Source organism: Streptomyces netropsis, from assembly GCF_014203545.1.
In the GTDB taxonomy this organism is placed as follows: domain Bacteria; phylum Actinomycetota; class Actinomycetes; order Streptomycetales; family Streptomycetaceae; genus Streptomyces; species Streptomyces netropsis.
Genome location: NZ_JACHJG010000010.1, coordinates 71,683 through 90,141, shown reverse-complemented (window position 1 = coordinate 90,141; position 18,459 = coordinate 71,683). Strand labels below are relative to the sequence as shown.

Annotated in this window: 16 protein-coding genes and 1 tRNA gene; 8 read left to right on the top strand and 9 right to left on the bottom strand. The window is 71.3% G+C overall.

Going from position 1 to position 18,459, the window contains the following annotated elements:
* Positions 1-202 precede the first annotated feature (202 nt).
* Positions 203-2,050, top strand: a complete 1,848-nt coding sequence (locus tag FHS38_RS22970; RefSeq protein ID WP_184736306.1) for a bifunctional metallophosphatase/5'-nucleotidase — start codon at positions 203-205, stop codon at positions 2,048-2,050.
* Between the two features lie 273 nt (positions 2,051-2,323).
* On the opposite strand, the gene FHS38_RS22965 is transcribed toward FHS38_RS22970, so the two are convergent.
* Entirely contained in the window at positions 2,324-2,668 is a 345-nt protein-coding gene (locus FHS38_RS22965) for a DUF1876 domain-containing protein (RefSeq protein WP_308433511.1), read from the bottom strand.
* Between the two features lie 141 nt (positions 2,669-2,809).
* Here FHS38_RS22965 and rbp point away from each other — a divergent pair, with 141 nt between their 5' ends.
* On the top strand, positions 2,810-3,118 hold the full coding sequence (rbp, locus tag FHS38_RS22960) for an RNA-binding regulator (RefSeq protein WP_229822141.1): 309 nt from the start codon (positions 2,810-2,812) through the stop codon (positions 3,116-3,118).
* 160 nt (positions 3,119-3,278) lie between these two features.
* Positions 3,279-3,488, top strand: coding sequence for a transcription antiterminator/RNA stability regulator CspE (gene cspE / locus FHS38_RS22955; RefSeq protein WP_184736303.1), 210 nt, complete (start codon positions 3,279-3,281; stop codon positions 3,486-3,488).
* A 57-nt stretch (positions 3,489-3,545) separates the two neighbouring features.
* Here the strand turns inward: cspE and FHS38_RS22950 are convergent, their stop codons facing one another.
* Positions 3,546-4,400: an NAD(P)H-binding protein gene (locus tag FHS38_RS22950; RefSeq protein WP_184736301.1), complete on the bottom strand. Its 855-nt coding sequence runs from the start codon at positions 4,398-4,400 to the stop codon at positions 3,546-3,548.
* A gap of 250 nt (positions 4,401-4,650) precedes the next feature.
* On the opposite strand from FHS38_RS22950, the gene FHS38_RS22945 reads away from it, so the two are divergent.
* Complete coding sequence (locus FHS38_RS22945; RefSeq protein WP_184736299.1) at positions 4,651-5,979, top strand: LmeA family phospholipid-binding protein; 1,329 nt, start codon at positions 4,651-4,653, stop codon at positions 5,977-5,979.
* Positions 5,980-6,045: 66 nt separating this feature from the next.
* Positions 6,046-6,119, top strand: a tRNA-Lys gene (locus FHS38_RS22940).
* A gap of 64 nt (positions 6,120-6,183) precedes the next feature.
* Here the strand turns inward: FHS38_RS22940 and FHS38_RS22935 are convergent.
* The 5 genes from FHS38_RS22935 to FHS38_RS22915 all read right to left on the bottom strand — a co-directional run bounded on the left by FHS38_RS22935 (position 6,184) and on the right by FHS38_RS22915 (position 11,636).
* Positions 6,184-7,575: a sensor histidine kinase gene (locus FHS38_RS22935; RefSeq protein WP_184736297.1), complete on the bottom strand. Its 1,392-nt coding sequence runs from the start codon at positions 7,573-7,575 to the stop codon at positions 6,184-6,186.
* Entirely contained in the window at positions 7,572-8,309 is a 738-nt protein-coding gene (locus FHS38_RS22930) for a response regulator transcription factor (RefSeq protein ID WP_184736295.1), read from the bottom strand. The genes FHS38_RS22935 and FHS38_RS22930 overlap by 4 nt, the downstream gene beginning before the upstream one ends.
* 110 nt (positions 8,310-8,419) lie before the next feature.
* The gene (locus tag FHS38_RS22925; RefSeq protein WP_184736293.1) at positions 8,420-9,616 is read right to left on the bottom strand and encodes a S1C family serine protease; all 1,197 of its coding nucleotides are present in this window, start codon (positions 9,614-9,616) and stop codon (positions 8,420-8,422) included.
* A gap of 181 nt (positions 9,617-9,797) precedes the next feature.
* Entirely contained in the window at positions 9,798-10,823 is a 1,026-nt protein-coding gene (locus tag FHS38_RS22920) for a LacI family DNA-binding transcriptional regulator (protein ID WP_184736291.1), read from the bottom strand.
* Positions 10,824-10,847: 24 nt separating this feature from the next.
* Complete coding sequence (locus FHS38_RS22915) at positions 10,848-11,636, bottom strand: response regulator transcription factor (protein WP_184736289.1); 789 nt, start codon at positions 11,634-11,636, stop codon at positions 10,848-10,850.
* 233 nt (positions 11,637-11,869) lie between these two features.
* Between FHS38_RS22915 and FHS38_RS22910 the strand changes: the two genes are divergently transcribed.
* On the top strand, positions 11,870-12,724 hold the full coding sequence (locus FHS38_RS22910) for an alpha/beta hydrolase family protein (protein ID WP_184736287.1): 855 nt from the start codon (positions 11,870-11,872) through the stop codon (positions 12,722-12,724).
* Positions 12,725-12,855: 131 nt separating this feature from the next.
* Here FHS38_RS22910 and FHS38_RS22905 read toward each other — a convergent pair whose 3' ends face one another.
* Both FHS38_RS22905 and FHS38_RS22900 read right to left on the bottom strand, forming a co-directional pair.
* Complete coding sequence (locus FHS38_RS22905) at positions 12,856-14,748, bottom strand: ABC transporter ATP-binding protein (protein WP_184736638.1); 1,893 nt, start codon at positions 14,746-14,748, stop codon at positions 12,856-12,858.
* Positions 14,749-14,846: 98 nt separating this feature from the next.
* Entirely contained in the window at positions 14,847-16,580 is a 1,734-nt protein-coding gene (locus FHS38_RS22900; RefSeq protein WP_184736285.1) for an ABC transporter ATP-binding protein, read from the bottom strand.
* A 145-nt stretch (positions 16,581-16,725) separates the two neighbouring features.
* On the opposite strand from FHS38_RS22900, the gene FHS38_RS22895 reads away from it, so the two are divergent.
* Both FHS38_RS22895 and FHS38_RS22890 read left to right on the top strand, forming a co-directional pair.
* A complete protein-coding gene (locus tag FHS38_RS22895; protein ID WP_130880231.1) occupies positions 16,726-17,010 on the top strand; it encodes a MoaD/ThiS family protein in 285 nt (94 codons plus the stop codon).
* Between the two features lie 10 nt (positions 17,011-17,020).
* Positions 17,021-18,385: a chromosomal replication initiator protein DnaA gene (locus FHS38_RS22890; protein ID WP_184736283.1), complete on the top strand. Its 1,365-nt coding sequence runs from the start codon at positions 17,021-17,023 to the stop codon at positions 18,383-18,385.
* Positions 18,386-18,459: the final 74 nt, after the last annotated feature.

Below are 18,459 nucleotides of genomic sequence, written 5' to 3'. Positions count from 1 at the left end.
GAGCCTACGACCCGCACGGGGCGCTACCGGGGGTACGCCGTGGCGTGCCCGCCCGACCGGCGGAGAACCGACGGCCCGAAGCTACCAATTCGTCACCTCAACCCTCCTGACGAGCTACGCGCGTTGACCGTAAGCTGCCGCCGACCCATCTGACGCAGTGCCAGCACCACCAACAGCACCACATCATTACAAAGGGGAACAAATGCCCGCGACGCCTCACGCGACGCCGCCACGGAAGCACCTCGCCAGACGGCTGACCGCCACCGCGGCCGTGCTCGCCGCCACCGCAGGAGTGCTCTCCGCCGCCGCCCCGGCGGGCGCGGACAGCGCGGCGGCCGCCGACAGCGCGAACAGCGGCAAGCAGCGCCACGGCCGCACGGTCGATGTGCAGCTGCTCTCCTTCAACGACCTGCACGGCAACCTGGAGGCCCCGCAGGGCTCCTCCGGCACCGTCACCGAGACGCAGCCCGACGGCACGAAGAAGGTCATACCGGCGGGCGGCGTCGAGTACCTCGCCAACTCGCTGCGCACGGCCCGCAAGGGCCACGAGTACTCGATCACCGCGGCGGCCGGCGACATGATCGGCGCGAGCCCGCTGATGACCGGCCTGTTCCACGACGAGCCCACCATCGAGGCGCTCAACAAGATCAAGCTGGACGCCACCTCCGTCGGCAACCACGAGTTCGACGAGGGCCGCGCCGAGCTGCTGCGCATGCAGCGGGGCGGCTGCCACCCCAAGGAGGGCTGCTTCGAGAAGGGCAAGAAGTTCCGCGGCGCGGACTTCCCCTACCTCGCGGCGAACGTCACCGACGAGAAGACCGGCAAGCCGATCCTGAAGCCCTACACGGTCTGGAAGCACAAGGGCGTGAAGATCGGCATCATCGGTCTCACCCTCGAGGGCACCCCGGACGTCGTGACGGCCGAGGGCGTCAAGGGCCTCAAGTTCCGCGACGAGGTCGAGACGATCAACAAGTACGCCAAGGAGCTCGACCGCCAGGGCGTGAAGTCCATCGTCACCCTGATCCACGAGGGCGGCATGCCGGCGTCCGGCTCGTACAACTACGACTGCGACACCCCGGGCGCGGGCGCGGGCATCTCCGGCGCCATCGTCGAGATCGCCAAGAAGGTGACCCCGAAGGTCGACGCGCTCGTCACCGGTCACACCCACCAGGCGTACGCCTGCACCATCCCCGACCCGTCGGGCGCGCCGCGCACGGTCACCTCGGCCGCCTCCTTCGGCCGCGTCTACACCGACACGACGCTGACCTACGACCGGCGGACGAAGGACATCGTCCGTACGAGCGTCAAGGGCCCCCGCGCCACGAACCACGTCGTGGACCGCGAGCAGCCCAAGGCCGCGGACATGACCCGGCTCATCGACCGCTGGAAGACCCTGGCGGCCCCGGTCGCCAACAAGCCGGTCGGCTACATCTCCGCCGACATCAACGGCCGCGGCTCCGAGGCGTACGAGAAGCCGCTCGGCGACCTGCTCACGGACGCCCAGCTGGAGGCCCTCGCCCCGGCCGACAAGGGCGGCGCGCAGATCGCGTTCATGAACCCCGGCGGTATCCGCTCCGACCTCGCCTTCAAGGCGTCGGGTGCCGAGGGCGACGGCGTCGTGACCTACGGCGAGGCGTTCACGGTCCAGCCGTTCACCAACATGATGAACGTCGTCGACCTCACCGGCGCCCAGGTCATCGCCGCCCTCCAGCAGCAGGTCAGCGGCCCGAACGAGCCGCAGCCGAAGATCCTCCAGGTGAGCCGGGGCCTGACCTACACGCTCGACCTCACGAAGCAGGGCGCGGACCGCGTCGTCGCGTCGTCGGTGAAGCTGAACGGCACCGCGATCGACCCGGGCAAGACCTACCGCGTCGCGATGAACGAGTTCCTCGCGGGCGGCGGCGACGGCTTCCCCGCCTTCAAGGAGGGCAAGAACAAGCTCGTGGGCGCTTCCGACCTCGACGCCTTCACCTCGTACCTCACCGCGCGCTCCTCGGCGGCCTCTCCCCTGGCCCCGCCGAAGGCGGACCGCATCACGATCGTGAAGTGACCTGCGTGGGCGCTCCCGCTGCGGTCCGTCTGTGCCACCTGCGGCGGCGAGCGCCCCTCGCCTGTCCGGCGGATCTTCGGCCACGGGCCCGTCTTGCCACCTGCGGCGGCGAGCGCCCTGCGGGCGCGTCCTCAAGCGCCGGACGGGCTGAAATCAGCCCGTCCGGCGCTTGAGGACACAGCACAGCAGCCCGTCCGGCGCTTGAGGACACAGCACAGCAGCCCGTCCGGCGCTTGAGGACACCACCGCGCAGCGGAGGTGCACACGCCACGCCTACCGCAGGTTCTTGGCCTCGGTGTTGCCCTTGGCCGTGAGCTGCTGGGCGATGTCCATCAGCGCACGGCCACCCGCGAGTTCCTCGCCGATCCGGTGTTCCTCGGGGTCCGCGGGGTTGCGCGTGGCATGGCCCTTGCCCCGCAGTTCCGTGTCGTCCCGCAGCCGCAGCAGCGCGGCCGCCCGGGTGTGCGTCTCGTCCTCGTCGAACTCGACCTCGACATGCCAGCCCGCAACCTGCATGACCACTACCTCCGCGACGATGCTCGACCGGGCACAAAACAGCCCGTATCCGCTTCCTTCCTCGTTCGGACCGAACATCAGCGCGCCCGCGTCGAAGATCACCCATCCGGGGTCTGTCGCTTTTGTGAGGATGTTGTGGCCATGGCCGGAAAGGGGCCGGGGGCCCTTGTCCACGCCCGGTCCTACTGCGACGGTTCGGGTCGGTTCGGCGCAGCCGACCGTCACAGCGAGGGAGAGTCGACCGTGTCGAAGAGGCTTTACGTGGGCAACTTGAGCTATCAGACGACGGAGGGCGATCTGACCGCACTCTTCCAGGAGGCGGGCTCGGTGCAGAGCGTCAGCATCGTCACCGACCGCGACACGGGTCGTTCCAAGGGCTTCGCCTTCGTCGAGATGAGCGACTCCGACGCGGCCAGGGCCGTCGAGCAGTTCAACGGCAAGGAACTCAACGGACGCAACCTCAACGTCAACGAGGCCCGGCCGCGTGAGGAGCGCTCGGGCGGTCGCGGCGGGTACGGCGGCGGGTACGGCGGTGGCGGCCGCCGCGGTTGATCCTTCGCTGTTCCGCCGGCTCCCCGGGCGGTGGTGGGGCCGGGAAGTCGGCCTTTTCGACGACCCTGGCCCGGTGCCGCCAAGTCGGCCGGAAATAGCGCCTCTTCACGTTCGGCGCGTGAGACGGTGATCTCCGTTCGCACCAACAGGAGGAATCGCGATGGCGAAGATCAAGGGCCAGGTCAAGTGGTTCAACGAGTCGAAGGGGTTCGGTTTCATCACCCCCGCCGACGGGTCCAAGGACGTCTTCGTCCACTTCTCGGCGATCCAGGGCAACGGCTTCAAGACACTCGCCGAGGGCCAGAACGTCGAGTTCGAGATCCAGGACGGCCAGAAGGGCCCCTCCGCCGTGAACGTCAGCGCGATCTAGTCGTCGCCGAAGCCCCGGGCGGCTCCGGGCGGCCCCGCGGCGCCGCCCGGAGGACCGTCACCGGAAGTCGGCCACGTGGTCCCGCGCCCACTGCTCGAACGAACGGGCAGGGTGGCCCGTCACCCGCTGGACGGCGTCCGTGACCAGCGCCTCCTGGCCGACCGAGGCCCCGAAGTACCGGATGATGTCCTCGGCGGCGACCCTCGGGGCGCCGGCCCGCTCCATGGCGGCGACGGCCTCCTCGAAGGAGATCTCCTCGAAGCGCACGTCCGGGCGGCCGAGGGCCCGCCCGATGGCGGCGACCTGCTCCGCCATCGTCACACCCGCCGGGCCGGTCGCCACATAGGCCTGGCCGAGGTGCGTGCCCGTCGTGTCCAGGAGTGCCGCGGCGGCGAGGTCCGCGAGGTCCGCCTCGTGCACGGGGGCCCCGACGGCTTCCGCGTAGGCACCGCGCACGACGCCCTCGGAACGGATCTGCTCCGCCCACTGCAGGGCGTTCGTGGCGTACATGCCGCCGCGCACGAAGGTCCACTCCAGCCCCGAGTCGCGGATCGCACGCTCGGCCGCCGCGTGGGCTCGCGCGATGAAGCCCTCCTCGTCGGCGGGCGTATCGGTTACGGACATCGAGGAGTTGAAGACGATCCGCCGCACTCCGGCCTTCGTCGCCGCCTCGATCAGGGCGCCCGCCTCCAGGCCCGTGGCGGCGATGTTGAGGAACAGCGCCCGGGCCCCCGCGAGGAGCGCGCCGAGGTCAGCCCCGTCGGTCAGATCGGCCCGTACCACCTCGACACCCGCCGGCAGCCCCGCCCGCTCGGGGTCACGGCTCACCGCCCGTACGCCGACGCCTGCGGCCAGCAGCCGCTCCACCAACTCGCGGCCTATGTTTCCGGTCGCTCCCGTTACCACGATCATGGGTACGTTCTCCCGTCAGGTCGGTTATGAGATAAACGGAACTCGCCGCGCCGAAAGGGCCCCCTGCGTCGTATTTCACGGTCGCGTGGTCGTCGCGACACCTTCGAGCGCGTGCCATACGGCCACGCTAAACGGCCGGATCACCGTGGGGGAAAACACACTCGCCCAACGGCCGGAAATAGCACAGGATTTACGCGTAACCGGCAGTAGGCCTTGCGTCCGAGGGCCTCATGCATGGTGGGATGTGGTGATGCGAACCCCCACACGCATACCTCCCCGTCCCCCCAATCCGTATGACGAACTCGCGTCCCTGGCCGACCCGGAAGAGACGCTGGAGGAGATTCCGGTCGTCGTCCCCCACGACACGGCCGCCGAGACCACCGACGGCATGTACGGCGACACCTCCGCCGATCCGGCCGAGGACGATCCCCTCGGTCTGGGGCTGAGGTACGACCCCCCGGACGAGGAACCGGGCGGGGAAACCGGCGAGGAAGATGCCTGGTCGCCGCCCGACCACCGCCGCGCCAAGCGCTCCCGCTCCCGCCGTCGTCGCCGCCGCCGGCTGTCCGCCGTGCCCCGCGCCACCAAGCTGCTGTTCGCCGTCGTGGCCTGTGCCGCTTTCCTGGTGCTCGCCGACCGCTGCGCGGTGATGTACGCGGAGAAGAAGGCGCAGCAGACGCTCCAGCGCCAACTCCACCTGGAGGCCGCTCCCCAGGTGGACATCCACGGCTTTCCCTTTCTCACGCAGGTCTTCGCCAAACGGCTCTCGCGGGTCGACGTGACCGTGCCGGACGTCGCGGCGGACCGTGTGTCCCTGGCGAAAGTGCGGGCGAGCGCCCGTGACGTCCGGCTGACCGGGAATCTCCCGTCCGATGTGCGCGGTGCCGTCATCGGGAATCTGGACGGCGAGGTCCTGCTGGCCTTCGACGACCTGAACCGGGAACTCGGCGCCTCGCAGGTCAGATTCAGTGACCACGGCGACAATTCGATTCGCGCGGTCGGTAAGTTGACCGTCGCCGGTGAGGAGTTGCGCGTACGGGCGCAGGCGCGTCTGCGGCGGGACGGCGACCGTGGGATCTCCACCGACATCGACGGTATGAGCGTCGACATTCCCCGTGTCGCCACCTACCGCCCGGGCAAGGACAAGGGGCTCGTCCTGCACCGCGAGACCGCCGAGCGCATCAGCCGGGACGCCGCCCGGGCGAAGGCGCTGCTGTCGGTGCCCGCCGTGGCCGAGCGGCTCGGGGTGTCGAAGCAGGCCGTCGCCATCGCGCTGCGCGACGAGGACCGGCTGCGCGAGATCACCGGTGCGCCCCGGTTCGTGGAGCGGCTGATGCGGGTGAACCTGGTCGACGTCGTGGTCGACCACCCCTGGCTGCTGAAGCGGATCGGCATCGACCCGAAGCTGGTGACGGCCCTGATGGGCCTGCGCCCGCCCGAGCTGTCCGACCGGCTCTCGCTCTCCTTCCAGCTGCCGAAGCAGGCACGGGATCTGCACCTGCGCCATGTGACGGTCGAGCGGGACGGCATCCGGGCGGACCTGACCGGCGCGGAACTGCCCGTCGGCAAGGGCCGGTAGCGGGCCGTCCGTCCTGACCGATCGGCCACTTTTTTCCCACCGGACAGATCATGTAATATTCATTCCGCGCCGCTAGCTCAGTTGGTTAGAGCGGCTGACTCTTAATCAGCAGGTCCGGGGTTCGAGTCCCTGGTGGCGCACGGAACGAGAAAGGCCCCCACCGATGGTGGGGGCCTTTCTCGCGTGGTCGTCCCGGGCGAGCTCCTACGGGAACACCGGCGGGGGCGCGGTCGGCGCGCCCGGCAGCCGTACGGAGGCCTCCGTGCCGCCGCCCTCCGCGGTGCGCAGCGTCACCTCGCCGCCGGCCTGCCGGACCGTGCGGGCCACGATCGACAGGCCCAGGCCGCTGCCCGGCAGGCTGCGGGCGGTGGGCGAGCGCCAGAAGCGGTCGAAGACGTGCGGCAGTTCCTCGGGCGGGATGCCCGGGCCGTGGTCGCGCACGGTCAGCTCGCCGTCGGCCAGCCGGACCTCGATCCCGCCGCCCGGCGGGCTGAACTTGACCGCGTTGTCGAGCAGATTGACCAACGCCCGCTCCAGCGCGGCGGGCTCCGCGCGCACGAACCAGGGATCCAGCTCGGCCGTGATCGTCAGGCCCGCCCCGCGCAGCCGGGCCCGGCCGACCGCCCGCCCGGCGATGTCGTGCAGGGCGAGCACCTGCACCGGGCCGCCCGGGGCGCCGTCCGGGCGGGACAGCTCCTGGAGGTCGCCGATCAGCGCCGCCAGCTCCGTCATCTGCGCCTTCACGCTCGCCAGCAGCTCCTTGCGGTCCTCCGGCGGGATCGCCCGGCCCGTCTCCTCGCTGCGCGCGAGCAGGTCGATGTTGGTGCGCAGCGAGGTCAGCGGCGTGCGCAGCTCGTGCCCGGCGTCCGCGATCAACTGCTGCTGGCGGTCGCGGGAGGAGGCGAGGGCCGCGGTCATGGAGTTGAAGGAGCGGGAGAGCCGCGCGATCTCGTCCTCGCCCTCGACGGGGATCCGCACCGCCAGGTCCTCGGTGCGGGCGATGTGCTCGACCGCGCCCGTCAGCCGGTCCACGGGCCGCAGCCCGGCACGGGCGATCCACAGCCCCGCCGTCGCCGCGCCCAGCACCCCCACCCCGGCGGTGATCACCAGCAGGAGCGCGAGGGTGTTGAGCGGTTTCTCGGTCTCGCTGAGCGGCTGGGCGATGGACACGGCGGTGTTCGGCAGCGGGCCCGCGGAGGTCGCGACGCGCATCCGCGTGCCGTCCTTCGCCGTCGCGTCGTGCAGCGTGTCGGACAGCCGCCCCTGGGCGACCGCCAGATCGGCGTCGCCGACCTGGACCGGGGACTTGCCGAGCGTGGTGCAGACCAGACCGCCGGCGGTGACGATCTGCACGGTGTACGAACCGGGCGGCGCGGGCTGTCGGCCGGGGTTGGCGTCGCAGGTCCGCAGCAGGTCGCGGAGGTAGTTCTCGTCGGCCCGGGCACTGGTCAGCGTCTCGTCGCGCTGGTGCCCGAGCTGCTGCTTGGTGACCAGCCAGCAGGCACCCGCGGCGAGGGCCACGGCGACGGCGACGGCAGCCGCCGTCAGCAGGGCGAGCCGGGAGCGCAGGGGCAGCCGGCCGAATCTTCGGATCACTCGGCGCCGCCGTCGGCCCGCAGGACGTATCCGACGCCCCGCACGGTGTGCACGAGGCGCGGCTCGCCGCCGGCCTCGGTCTTGCGGCGCAGATACATCACGTACACGTCCAGGGAGTTGGAGCTCGGTTCGAACTCGAAGCCCCACACCGACTTGAGGATCTGCTCACGGGTGAGGACCTGCCGGGGGTGGGTGAGGAACAGCTCCAGCAGCGTGAATTCCGTCCGGGTCAGCTCCACCGCCCGCCCGCCCCGGGTCACCTCGCGGGTCGCGAGGTCCATCCGCAGGTCGGCGAAGGTGAGGGCGTGCTCGTCGGCCGGCGCCGGGCCGGTGGCGGCCGCGTAGGAGCTGCGGCGCAGCAGGGCGCGGATGCGGGCCAGCAGCTCGTCCAGCTCGAAGGGTTTGACGAGGTAGTCGTCGGCGCCCGCGTCGAGGCCGGTGACGCGGTCGCCGATGGTGTCCCGGGCGGTGAGCATGAGGATCGGCACGGTGGTTCCGGCGGCGCGCAGCCGCCGGGCGGCCGTCAGCCCGTCCATGCGGGGCATGAGGACGTCCAGCACGATCAGCTCGGGGTCGAACGCGTCGACCTTGTCGAGGGCGTCGAGGCCGTCGACGGCGAGCTCGGTGCCGTAGCCCTCGAAGGCGAGGCTGCGGCGCAGCGCCTCACGGACGGCGGGTTCGTCGTCCACGATCAGGATGCGGGCGGGCTGGTCGCCGTGCTCGGCGGGGCTCATCGCGGGTACCTCACGGGGTTCGCTCGGGTCACTGAGGGGTGCGGAACGGGGGGTGTGCCGCACCCCTCAGCGTGGCACGGCGGCGACGGCACGGCCGTCACGCGGCGCCGTCACGTGACGCTGCCGCCGGCGCGCAGCTTCGCGAGGTCCGCCTTGACGTCGTTGATGGGGATGGCGAAGCCGAGACCGACGCTGCCGGCGGAGTCACCACTGCCGGAGCCCGAACCGGAGGCGTACATCGCGGAGTTGATGCCGATGATCTGGCCGCTCATGTTGATGAGGGCGCCGCCGGAGTTGCCGGGGTTGAGCGAGGCGTCCGTCTGGATCGCCTTGTAGGTGGTCTTGGACGAGCCCGTGTCGCCGTTGTACTCGTTGCCGCCGAACTCGAAGGGCCACTGGGGGACGCCGCGCTCGCGCCGGTCCTGGCCGCCCTGCCCCTGGCCCTGCTCCTTCGAGACGGTGACGTCGCGGTTCAGGGCGGAGACGATGCCGCTGGTGACCGTGCCGGTCAGGCCCTCGGGCGAACCGATGGCGACGACCTCGTCGCCGACCTGGACCTTGCCGGAGTCGCCGAGCTGGGCGGCCTTCAGACCGCTGCCGCCCTCGACCTTGATGAGGGCGAGGTCCTTGCCGGGGTCGGTGCCGACGACCTTGGCGGTCTTGGTGGTGCCGTCGCTGAGGTTGACCTTCACGGTGTCGGAGCCGGCGACGACGTGGTTGTTGGTGACGATCTCGCCGTCCCCGGTGATGATCACGCCGGATCCGGTGGACTGGCCGGAGGAGGTGGCGGCCTTGATCTCCACGATGCTGGGCTTCAGGGCCTTGGCGACGGCGGAGACGCCGCTGCTCTTGGAGGCCACGTTCTGCACCGGCGTCGACTGCCCGGCGCTCCCCGGCCCGTCGGTCAGCTCCCCGACGAGCGCGGCCGCGCCGCCGCCGACGACCGCCGCGACGATGGCGCAGGCGGCGAGCAGCGCCACGGGCCCGCGGGCGCGGGGGGCGGCGTGCCCGGCGGGTGAACCACCGGCGGGGGCGGGCGCCGCGAATCCCGCGTAACCGCCACCGCCGCCCTCGGCCCCGCCGCCGTGCGCGACGTGCGCGTGCGGGACCCCCGCGTCCGAGCCGTACGAGCCGTAGTGGCCGCCGCCACCGGCCGTGCCGTCGCCACCCGGCCAGACGGTGACGCCGCTCGCCGTGGTGACCGGCTGCTGCGGCGCGTACGCCGGAGGGGCCGGATAGGCCCCGGGCTGCTGCCCGGAGTGCTGGTCAGGGTCCTGGTCGCCGCTGCGGCGGTGCGTCTCCGTCATGGGTAAGACTGTCCTCCGCCTTCATGAGAACTGTCTGAGTGCGGCGTAAGAAGCCCGACAGAAGTCGGTATGCCCGGTGTAAGGACGGCAGGAAGGTGAGCCCTTGCACTCTGCCTGACCTGGCCTTTTAGCGGGTGGGGCCAAGAAATCACGCGGGAACGGGCAGGGGCGGAGGAGGCTTTCAGCCGCCGCAGCCGCACGAGCGCCGGATGACCAGCGCCGACGGGAACTGCTTGAGCCGCTCGCGCCGGGACCCGGCGACGCGCAGGGCGTCGTCCAGGACCAGGTCCACGGCCGAGCGGGCCATGGCGATGCGGTCGGAGGCGACGGTGGTCAGCGGCGGGTCCGTGAGGGCCGCTTCCTTCACGTCGTCGAAACCGGCGACGGCCAGCTCGCCGGGGACGTCGATGCGCAGCTCGCGCGCGGCCCGCAGGACGCCGATCGCCTGGTCGTCGGTGGCGCAGATGATGGCCGGCGGCCGGTCGGGGCCGGACAGCAGCCCGAGGGCGACCTTGTAGGCGTCGTAGCGGTTGTAGGGGGCCTGGAACAGCCGGCCCTCCAGCGACTTCCCGGCCTCGCGCATGGCCCGCCGCCAGCCTTCGACGTGGTCGGTGACCGGGTCGCCGATCACCGGCGTCTCCTCGGTCCCGCCGAGACAGGCCACGTAGGGGTGCCCGTGCTCCAGCAGATGACGGGTCGCGAGCTGGGCGCCGCCGACGTCGTCGGTCACGACGGCGACGTCGTCGATCGCGTCCGGTCTGCGGTGCATCAGCACCACGCGGGCGTCCCACGCGTCGATCTCCGTGGCGGCGTGCTCGCTGGGCCCCTGGCTGATCAGGATGAGCCCGGAGACCCGCATGCCCAAGAAGGCCCGCAGATAGTGCACTTCGCGCTCGTCGAGATAGTCGGAGTTCCCGACGAGCACCATCTTGCCCCGCTCGGCCGCGGCCTGCTCGACCGCGTGCGCCATCTCCGCGAAGAAGGGCTGGCGCGCGTCCGGGACGATCAGGCCTATGAGGTCCGTGCGTCGGGACGCCATCGCCTGGGCGACCCGGTCGGGCCGGTACCCCAGCTCCTTGATCGCGGCCAGCACCCGGTCCCGCGTGGCCGGGGCGACCGGCCTCGGCCCGTTGTTGATGACATAGCTGACCACCGCGGTCGACGTCCCCGCCAGTCTCGCCACATCGTCCCGCGTCACCTTGGCCACGGGCGGCAGTCTACGCGGGTCCACTCACCTCTTCGCCGGGCGTGCGGCCTGCGGTCGGACGGCCTCCGGCTTCTCCGTTCGTGGGTCGTCCGCGGTGCCTTCTCGCTGGGGATCCTCGGCCTGGCGCTCCGCCTTCTCCGGCTTCTCCGGGACCACGAAGCGGTAGCCGACATTCCGCACGGTGCCGATCAAGGACTCGTGCTCGGGGCCGAGCTTGGCGCGCAGCCGCCGCACGTGCACGTCCACCGTGCGGGTACCGCCGAAGTAGTCGTAGCCCCAGACCTCCTGGAGCAGCTGGGCGCGGGTGAAGACCCGGCCCGGATGCTGCGCGAGGTACTTCAGCAGCTCGAACTCCTTGAAGGTCAGATCCAGTATCCGGCCCTTGAGCTTCGCGCTGTACGTCGCCTCGTCCACGGAGAGGTCGCCCGTACGGATCTCCATCGGACTGTCGTCCATCGAGATCTGCCGGCGCCCCATGGAGAGCCTCAGCCGCGCCTCCACCTCGGCGGGCCCCGCGGTGTCCAGCAGGACGTCGTCGACGCCCCAGTCCGCGGTGACCGCGGCCAGACCGCCCTCGGTGACCACGAGGATCAGCGGACAGCCGGGGCCGGTGGACCGGAGCAACTGGCACAGACTGCGCACATGGGGCAGATCGCGGCGGCCGTCGATCAGTATGACGTCGGCCCCGGGGGTGTCCACGAGGGCCGGGCCCTCGGCGGGAGCCACCCGCACGCTGTGCAGCAGCAGACCCAGCGCGGGAAGCACCTCCGTCGACGGCTGGAGGGCATTGGTCAGGAGCAGCAGAGAACTCATCGGCTGCCACCCGCCTCGGTCGTACGGTCCTTGCTGTCCTGCACGCTTCGCTCGCCCATAACGTCGGTTCCTCCTCGGTCCCTGCGAGGACGTTGCGGCACTCATTCGTACGGTTTGCGGTCTCCGCGCCCTAGGAGCACGCGCGCTCTCAGCCGCGGATGACGCGTCTGAATGCACAAAAGGACCCGGGGGCGACTCTGCCCGGATCCTCTCTGCCCAGCAGAATAACCCACATGACTTTCGGAGGTACGGACGATTTTGCACGACCTTGTGTTCCGTCGCTCACTTCGAGTGGTCATCGCGCCGCGCTCTTGACAGCCGACGGAGTGCGGGTGGAGGCCGTGTACGAGCCCGGCCCCGACCCCGCGGGGCGGGCGGCCGACCGCCCGGTCGTCGTGCTCGCGCACGGCTTCACCGGCGCGCTGGAGCGCCCCGGCCTACGCCGGGCCGCGCGGGTGTTCGCGCAGCACACCGCCGTGATCACGTTCTCGTTCCGGGGCCACGGCGGCTCGGGCGGCCGGTCCACGCTCGGCGACCGCGAGGTGCTGGACCTGGCGGCCGCGGTGGGCTGGGCCCGCTCGCTCGGCCACCGCCGGGTGGCGACCGTCGGCTTCTCCATGGGCGGCTCGGTGGTGCTGCGACACGGCGCCCTGTACCTGCCGCCGAACGGGGGAGGGCACGGGGGGCGCACCGACGCACACGCCGACACGATCGTCTCGGTGAGCGCGCCGGCGCGCTGGTACTACCGGGGCACGGCTCCCATGCGCCGTGTGCACTGGGCGATCTCCGGCCCCACGGGGCGCGCGATCGCGCGGTGGGGGCTGGGCACGCGCATCCACCCGGAGGACTGGGACCCGGTCCCGCTCTCCCCGACGGAATCGGTGCCCTTGATCGCACCGCGGCCGCTGCTGATCGTGCACGGTGACAAGGACACGTATTTTCCTTTGGACCACCCGAGGGCACTCGCCGCTGCCGGTTCACCGGCGTCCACCACCCTGTGGATCGAAGGGGGCTTCGGCCATGCGGAGAGCTCCGCGGGTTCGCTGCTGCTGAGCCGGGTGGCGGAATGGATCACAGCTCAGCCGTAACGGCGCCCGGAACCGGGCATGGGGTTGTCCTCAATCGCCGGACGGGCTTGATGTGGCCGGCCTCAGCCGTCGGCTTACCGCCCGTCGACAGACCCGGCCCGGCGCCGAGCCCGGGACGGGCCCCAAACCCGCTACGCCTCAGCAGCAGCGAACTGCGCCGAGTACAGCCCCGCGTAAGCGCCCCGTGCCGCCAGCAGCGAGTCGTGCGTGCCCTGTTCCACGATCCGGCCCGACTCCATCACCAGGATCACGTCCGCGTCGCGGATCGTGGAGAGCCGGTGGGCGATGACGAAGCTCGTGCGGCCCGTGCGGAGCTGGGCCATCGCGTGCTGGATCAGCACCTCCGTGCGGGTGTCGACCGAGCTGGTCGCCTCGTCCAGGACGAGGATCTCCGGCTCCGCCAGGAACGCCCGCGCGATCGTGATCAGCTGCTTCTCTCCGACGGAGACGTTGGCCCCCTCCTCGTCGATCACCGTGTCGTAGCCGTCGGGCAGCGTGCGGACGAAGCGGTCGACATGGGTGGCCTTGGCCGCCGCGACGATCTTTTCCATGGGGGTGCCGGCAGGCGCCCCGTACGCGATGTTCTCCGCGATCGTGCCGCCGAAGAGCCAGGTGTCCTGGAGGACCATGCCGATGTGGCCGCGCAGCTCCTCGCGGGACATCTCGGCGACGTCCGTGCCGTCCAGGGTGATACGGCCGCCGCTGACCTCGTAGAACCGCATCAGCAGATTGACCAGGGTGGTCTTGCCCGCGCCGGTCGGGCCGACGATGGCGACGGTCTGGCCGGGGAGCACGGTCAGCGAGAGGCCCTCGATCAGCGGGGTGTCCGGCTCGTAGCGGAAGGAGACGTCCTCGAAGGCGACCTCGCCGCGCACGCGCTCGGGGCCCACCGCCGCCGTGGCGTCCGGTGACTGCTCCTCCGCGTCCAGCAGCTCGAAGACCCGCTCGGCGGAGGCGACGCCGGACTGGACGAGGTTGGCCATGGAGGCGGCCTGGGTGAGCGGCTGGCTGAACTGCCGCGAGTACTGGATGAACGCCTGGACGTCACCGATGGACAGCGCGCCCGAAGCGACCCGCAGTCCGCCGACGACGGCGACGAGGACGTAGTTGAGGTTGCCGATGAACATCATCGCGGGCTGGATGACCCCGGAGATGAACTGCGCCTTGAAACCCGCCTCGTAGAGGTCCTCGTTCTCCTTGCGGAAGGTCTCCGCGGACTCCTTCTGCCGCCCGAAGACCTTCACCAGCGAGTGCCCGGTGTACATCTCCTCGATGTGGGCGTTGAGCGTGCCGGTGGTCTTCCACTGGGCGACGAACTGCGGCTGCGCCCGCTTGCCGATCTTCGTGGCGACGACGACGGAGACGGGCACGGTCACCAGCGCGACCAGGGCCAGCAGCCAGGAGATCCAGAACATCATCGCCAGCACTCCGACGATCGTCAGGGCCGAGGAGACGATCTGGCTCAGGGTCTGCTGGAGGGTCTGCTGGATGTTGTCGATGTCGTTGGTGGCGCGGGAGAGGACCTCGCCGCGCTGCTGCTTGTCGAAGTAGCTGAGCGGCATCCGGCCGAGCTTCTCCTCGACCTGCTCGCGCAGCCGGAAGACCGACCGCTGAACGACGGCCGTGGCGATCCGGGCCTGGACGAGCATGAGGAGCGACATGCCGAGGTAGATCAGCGCCACCCACAGCAGCACCACCCCGATGGCGTCGAAGTCGATGCCCTTGCCGGGCGTGAAGTCCATCGCGCCCAGCATGTCGGCGACCTTGCCGTCGCCGTCGTGCCGCAGCCGGGCAATGACCTCGGCCTTGGTCTCGCCGGCGGGGAACTGCCGCCCGACCACGCCCGAGAAGATCAGGTCCGTGGCATGGCCGAGGATCTTCGGCCCTATGACGGACAGCGCCACGGCGGCGACGCTGAAGAGGAGCGCGACGGCGATGACCGCCCGCTCCGGGCGGAGCGTGGCCAGCAGTCGGCGGCTGGAGCCCACGAAGTCCATGGACCGCACGGTGGGCTGGCCGCCCATGAGGCGTGCCATACCGATCGCCGGCGCCGGGCCCCTGCGGGTGGTGGAGGGCGCGGCATCCGGCTTCGGCGTGCCGGAGGACGGCTTCTCGGTGGACGTCACGCTGCCTCCTCCTCGGTGAGCTGGGAGAGCACGATCTCCCGGTAGGTGTCGTTGGACGTCATGAGCTCGGTGTGGGTACCGCTGCCGACGACCCGCCCCTCGTCCAGGACGAGGATCCGGTCGGCGTCGCGGATGGTGGACACCCGCTGGGCGACGATGACGACCGTCGCGTCGCCCGTCTCGCGGGCCAGCGCCGACCGCAGCCGCGCGTCAGTGGCGTAGTCGAGCGCGGAGAAGGAGTCGTCGAAGAGATAGACGCCGGGTCTGCGGACCAGGGCCCGCGCGATGGCGAGGCGCTGCCGCTGCCCGCCGGAGACGTTGGAGCCGCCCTGCGCGATGGGCGCGTCCAGCCCCAGCTCCATCCGTTCCACGAATTCCCGGGCCTGCGCGGTCTCCAGCGCCTGCCACAGCTCCTCGTCGCTCGCGTCCGGCCGTCCGTAGCGCAGGTTGGAGGCGACGGTCCCGGAGAAGAGATACGGCTTCTGCGGGACGAGCCCCACGCTCTCGGCCATCAGGGCCGGGTCCAGGTCCCGTACGTCCACGCCGTCGAGCAGGACCGAGCCGCCGGTCGCGTCGAACAGGCGCGGGATCAGTCCCAGCAGCGTGGACTTGCCGCTGCCCGTGGAGCCGATGACGGCCGTGGTCTCACCGGGCCGGGCCGTCAGGGAGACGTCCTTGAGGACCGGCTCCTCGGCGCCCGGGAAGCGGAACTCCACCCCGCGCAGCTCCAGATGGCCGCTGCGGCGCAGCTCGGTGACCGGCTCGGCCGGGGGCACCACGCTGGAGTCGGTGGTCAGGACCTCCTGGATGCGCTCGGCGCACACCTCGGCGCGCGGCACCATCATGAACATGAAGGTCGCCATCATCACGGCCGACATGATCTGCATGAGGTAGCTGAGGAACGCGGTGAGCGCCCCGATCTCCATGTGCCCGCCGTCGATGCGGTGTCCGCCGAACCACAGGACGGCGACCGAGGACAGGTTCACCACCAGCATCATGGAGGGGAACATCAGCGACATCAGCCGGCCGGCCCGCAGGGAGACGTCCATCAGGTCGGTGTTGGCGCCCGCGAAGCGCTTCCGCTCGTGGGTGTCGCGGACGAAGGCGCGGATGACCCGGATGCCGGTGATCTGCTCGCGCAGCACGCGGTTGACGGTGTCGATGCGCTTCTGCATGCCGCGGAAGAGCGGCCGCATCCGCACGATGATCACCGAGACCACGGCTCCGAGCACCGGCACGATGATCAGCAGCAGCGCGGACAGCGGCACGTCCTGCTGCAGGGCCATCGCGATGCCGCCGACGCACATGATCGGCGCGGAGACCATGAGGGTGAAGGACATCAGGGCCAGCATCTGGACCTGTTGCACGTCATTGGTGGTGCGCGTGATGAGCGACGGCGCCCCGAAGTGGCCCAGCTCGCGCGCCGAGAAGGACTGCACCCGGTCGAAGACCGTGGCGCGCAGATCGCGGCCGACCGCCATGGCCGTGCGGGCGCCGTAGTAGACGGCGCCGATGGCGCAGACGACCTGGCCGACCGTGACGGCCAGCATCCAGCCGCCGATTTCGAGGATGTACCCCGTGTCCCCCTTCACTACGCCGTTGTCGATGATGTCCGCGTTCAGCGTGGGGAGGTAGAGCGTGGCCAGCGTCTGTATGAGCTGGAGCAACACCACGAGCGCGATCGGTTTCGAATAGGGCCTCAAGTACGCCCGTAGAAGTCGTACCAACACATAGGCAGCGTAAGTGACCGCACCGACAGCGGGCCTCCCGTTTTGGCGGGTGGCGGACCGTGCGGCCCGCAATACCCGTCATCATGGAGGCGCAGGAAGAAGGAAAGGGGTCGCCGTGGCGACGACACACTCGGCACGTCCGGCACTGCCGGAGCAGCCGGCCCGGCCGGAACCGGAAGGCACGATCCGGTACTGGGCCGCGGCGAAGGCCGCGGCCGGCACGGCCGAGGAGCCGTACGCGGCGCGGACGCTCCAGGACGCGCTCGACGCGGCCCGGCGCCGCCACGCGACCCGTCCGGAGTTCGCGCGGGTCCTGCTGCGCTGCTCCTTCCTCGTGGACGGCGATCCCGTCGGCACACGCGACCACACGACGGTCCAACTGGCCGAGGGCGGCACAGTCGAGGTGCTCCCGCCCTTCGCAGGAGGGTGATCCCGACACCATGAGCAATCAGCACCGCAAACCGTATGAGCCGCATGAGGCTCATGAGACGTACGAGTCGTACGACGGGCGCTACGCGTCGCAGCCGTACGAGCAGCGCGAGGGGTACGGGCCGTACCACCCCCAGGCCGCCGCGCAGGCCGACCGGCCGCAGGCCCCGGGCGCCTACGACGCCTACGAGCCGTACGCGCAGCAGCAACCGCAGCAACCGCAGCCCACGGCGTGGCCCTCGCACACGGACCAGCAGGGCTATCAGCCCCAGCAGGAGCCGACGACCCAGACCTGGGACACCCGGACCTGGGAGCAGCGCGGTTGGGAGCCGTCCCCGGCACCGGAGCCCGCGTACCGCACGCCGTGGCCCGACGAGCCCCAGCAGCAGACGCCGGGACGCACGGAGGCCCCGGCCGACCACGGCGCGCCGCAGCACGCGGGCAACGGTGACACCGGTCAGGGCCAGTACGGGAGCGCCCCGTACGAGAGCACCGTCGGAGGGCACACCGCGGTCTCCGGCACGGGCCCGGCGCCCTGGCCCTCGGCGCTCGACGAGCCGGGACCGGGTGCCGGCACCGGCACCGGCCCGGGCCACAACGCCGCGGCCCCCGAGCGGCCGATGACCGCGGCCGAGAAGGCGAAGGCCGAGGGACGGCCGCAGATCCTCTCGCCCGGCTTCAAGCCCGCCCTGGTCACCGCCGTCCTCGCGGCGCTGCTGGCGCTCGCCGCGCCGCTGGGACAGTTCGCGCTGGTCGTGCCGGTGGTGCTGTTGCAGGCGGTCACGGCGGCCGGGTGGTTCCGGCTGAACGGCATGTGGCCCGCCCGGCAGGGCATCGCGCTCGCGTTCCTCGCCGGCGTGGCCGCCGACATCGGGCTGCTGGCCACGGACGCCCTCGACGCACCGACGGTCCTCATCGGCACCCTCGGCGTGTGGGTCCTGCTGACGCTCGTGCTCCAGCTGCGCAGCCACGCCGCGCCCGACGAGCGGCTGTACGGGCTCACGGCCGCCGTCGCCTCGGCCGGTGTCACAGTCCTCGCCGCCGGCCAGCTGGCCGCGGCGGACGACGCCGTCGTGGTGGGCGCGGCCGCCGTCGCCGTGACGGTCCTGGCCCGCGCGCTGCCGCTGCCGTCCGTGGCCTCCCCCGTGATCGCCCTGATCGCGGCGGCCGGCTCCGGCGTCGCGACCGGCCAGCTGACCGGCATCGGCCCGTCCGCGGCCCTGCTGGGCCTGGCGGCGGGCGCCTGCGCCCTGATCGGGCTGCGGGTCGCGAGCTACGACTACCCCTCCCGGTTCGTGCACATGACGGCGGGTGTGGCGCTGCCGCTGGCGGCCGCGGCACCGGTGGTCTACGTGCTCGGCAGGGCGCTCGTCTGACGTCCGCCCCGTCCGTCGGACGGGCGTCGGCCCGACGCCCGTCCGATCGGTCCGGTTAGGCTCCCCTGAAACCC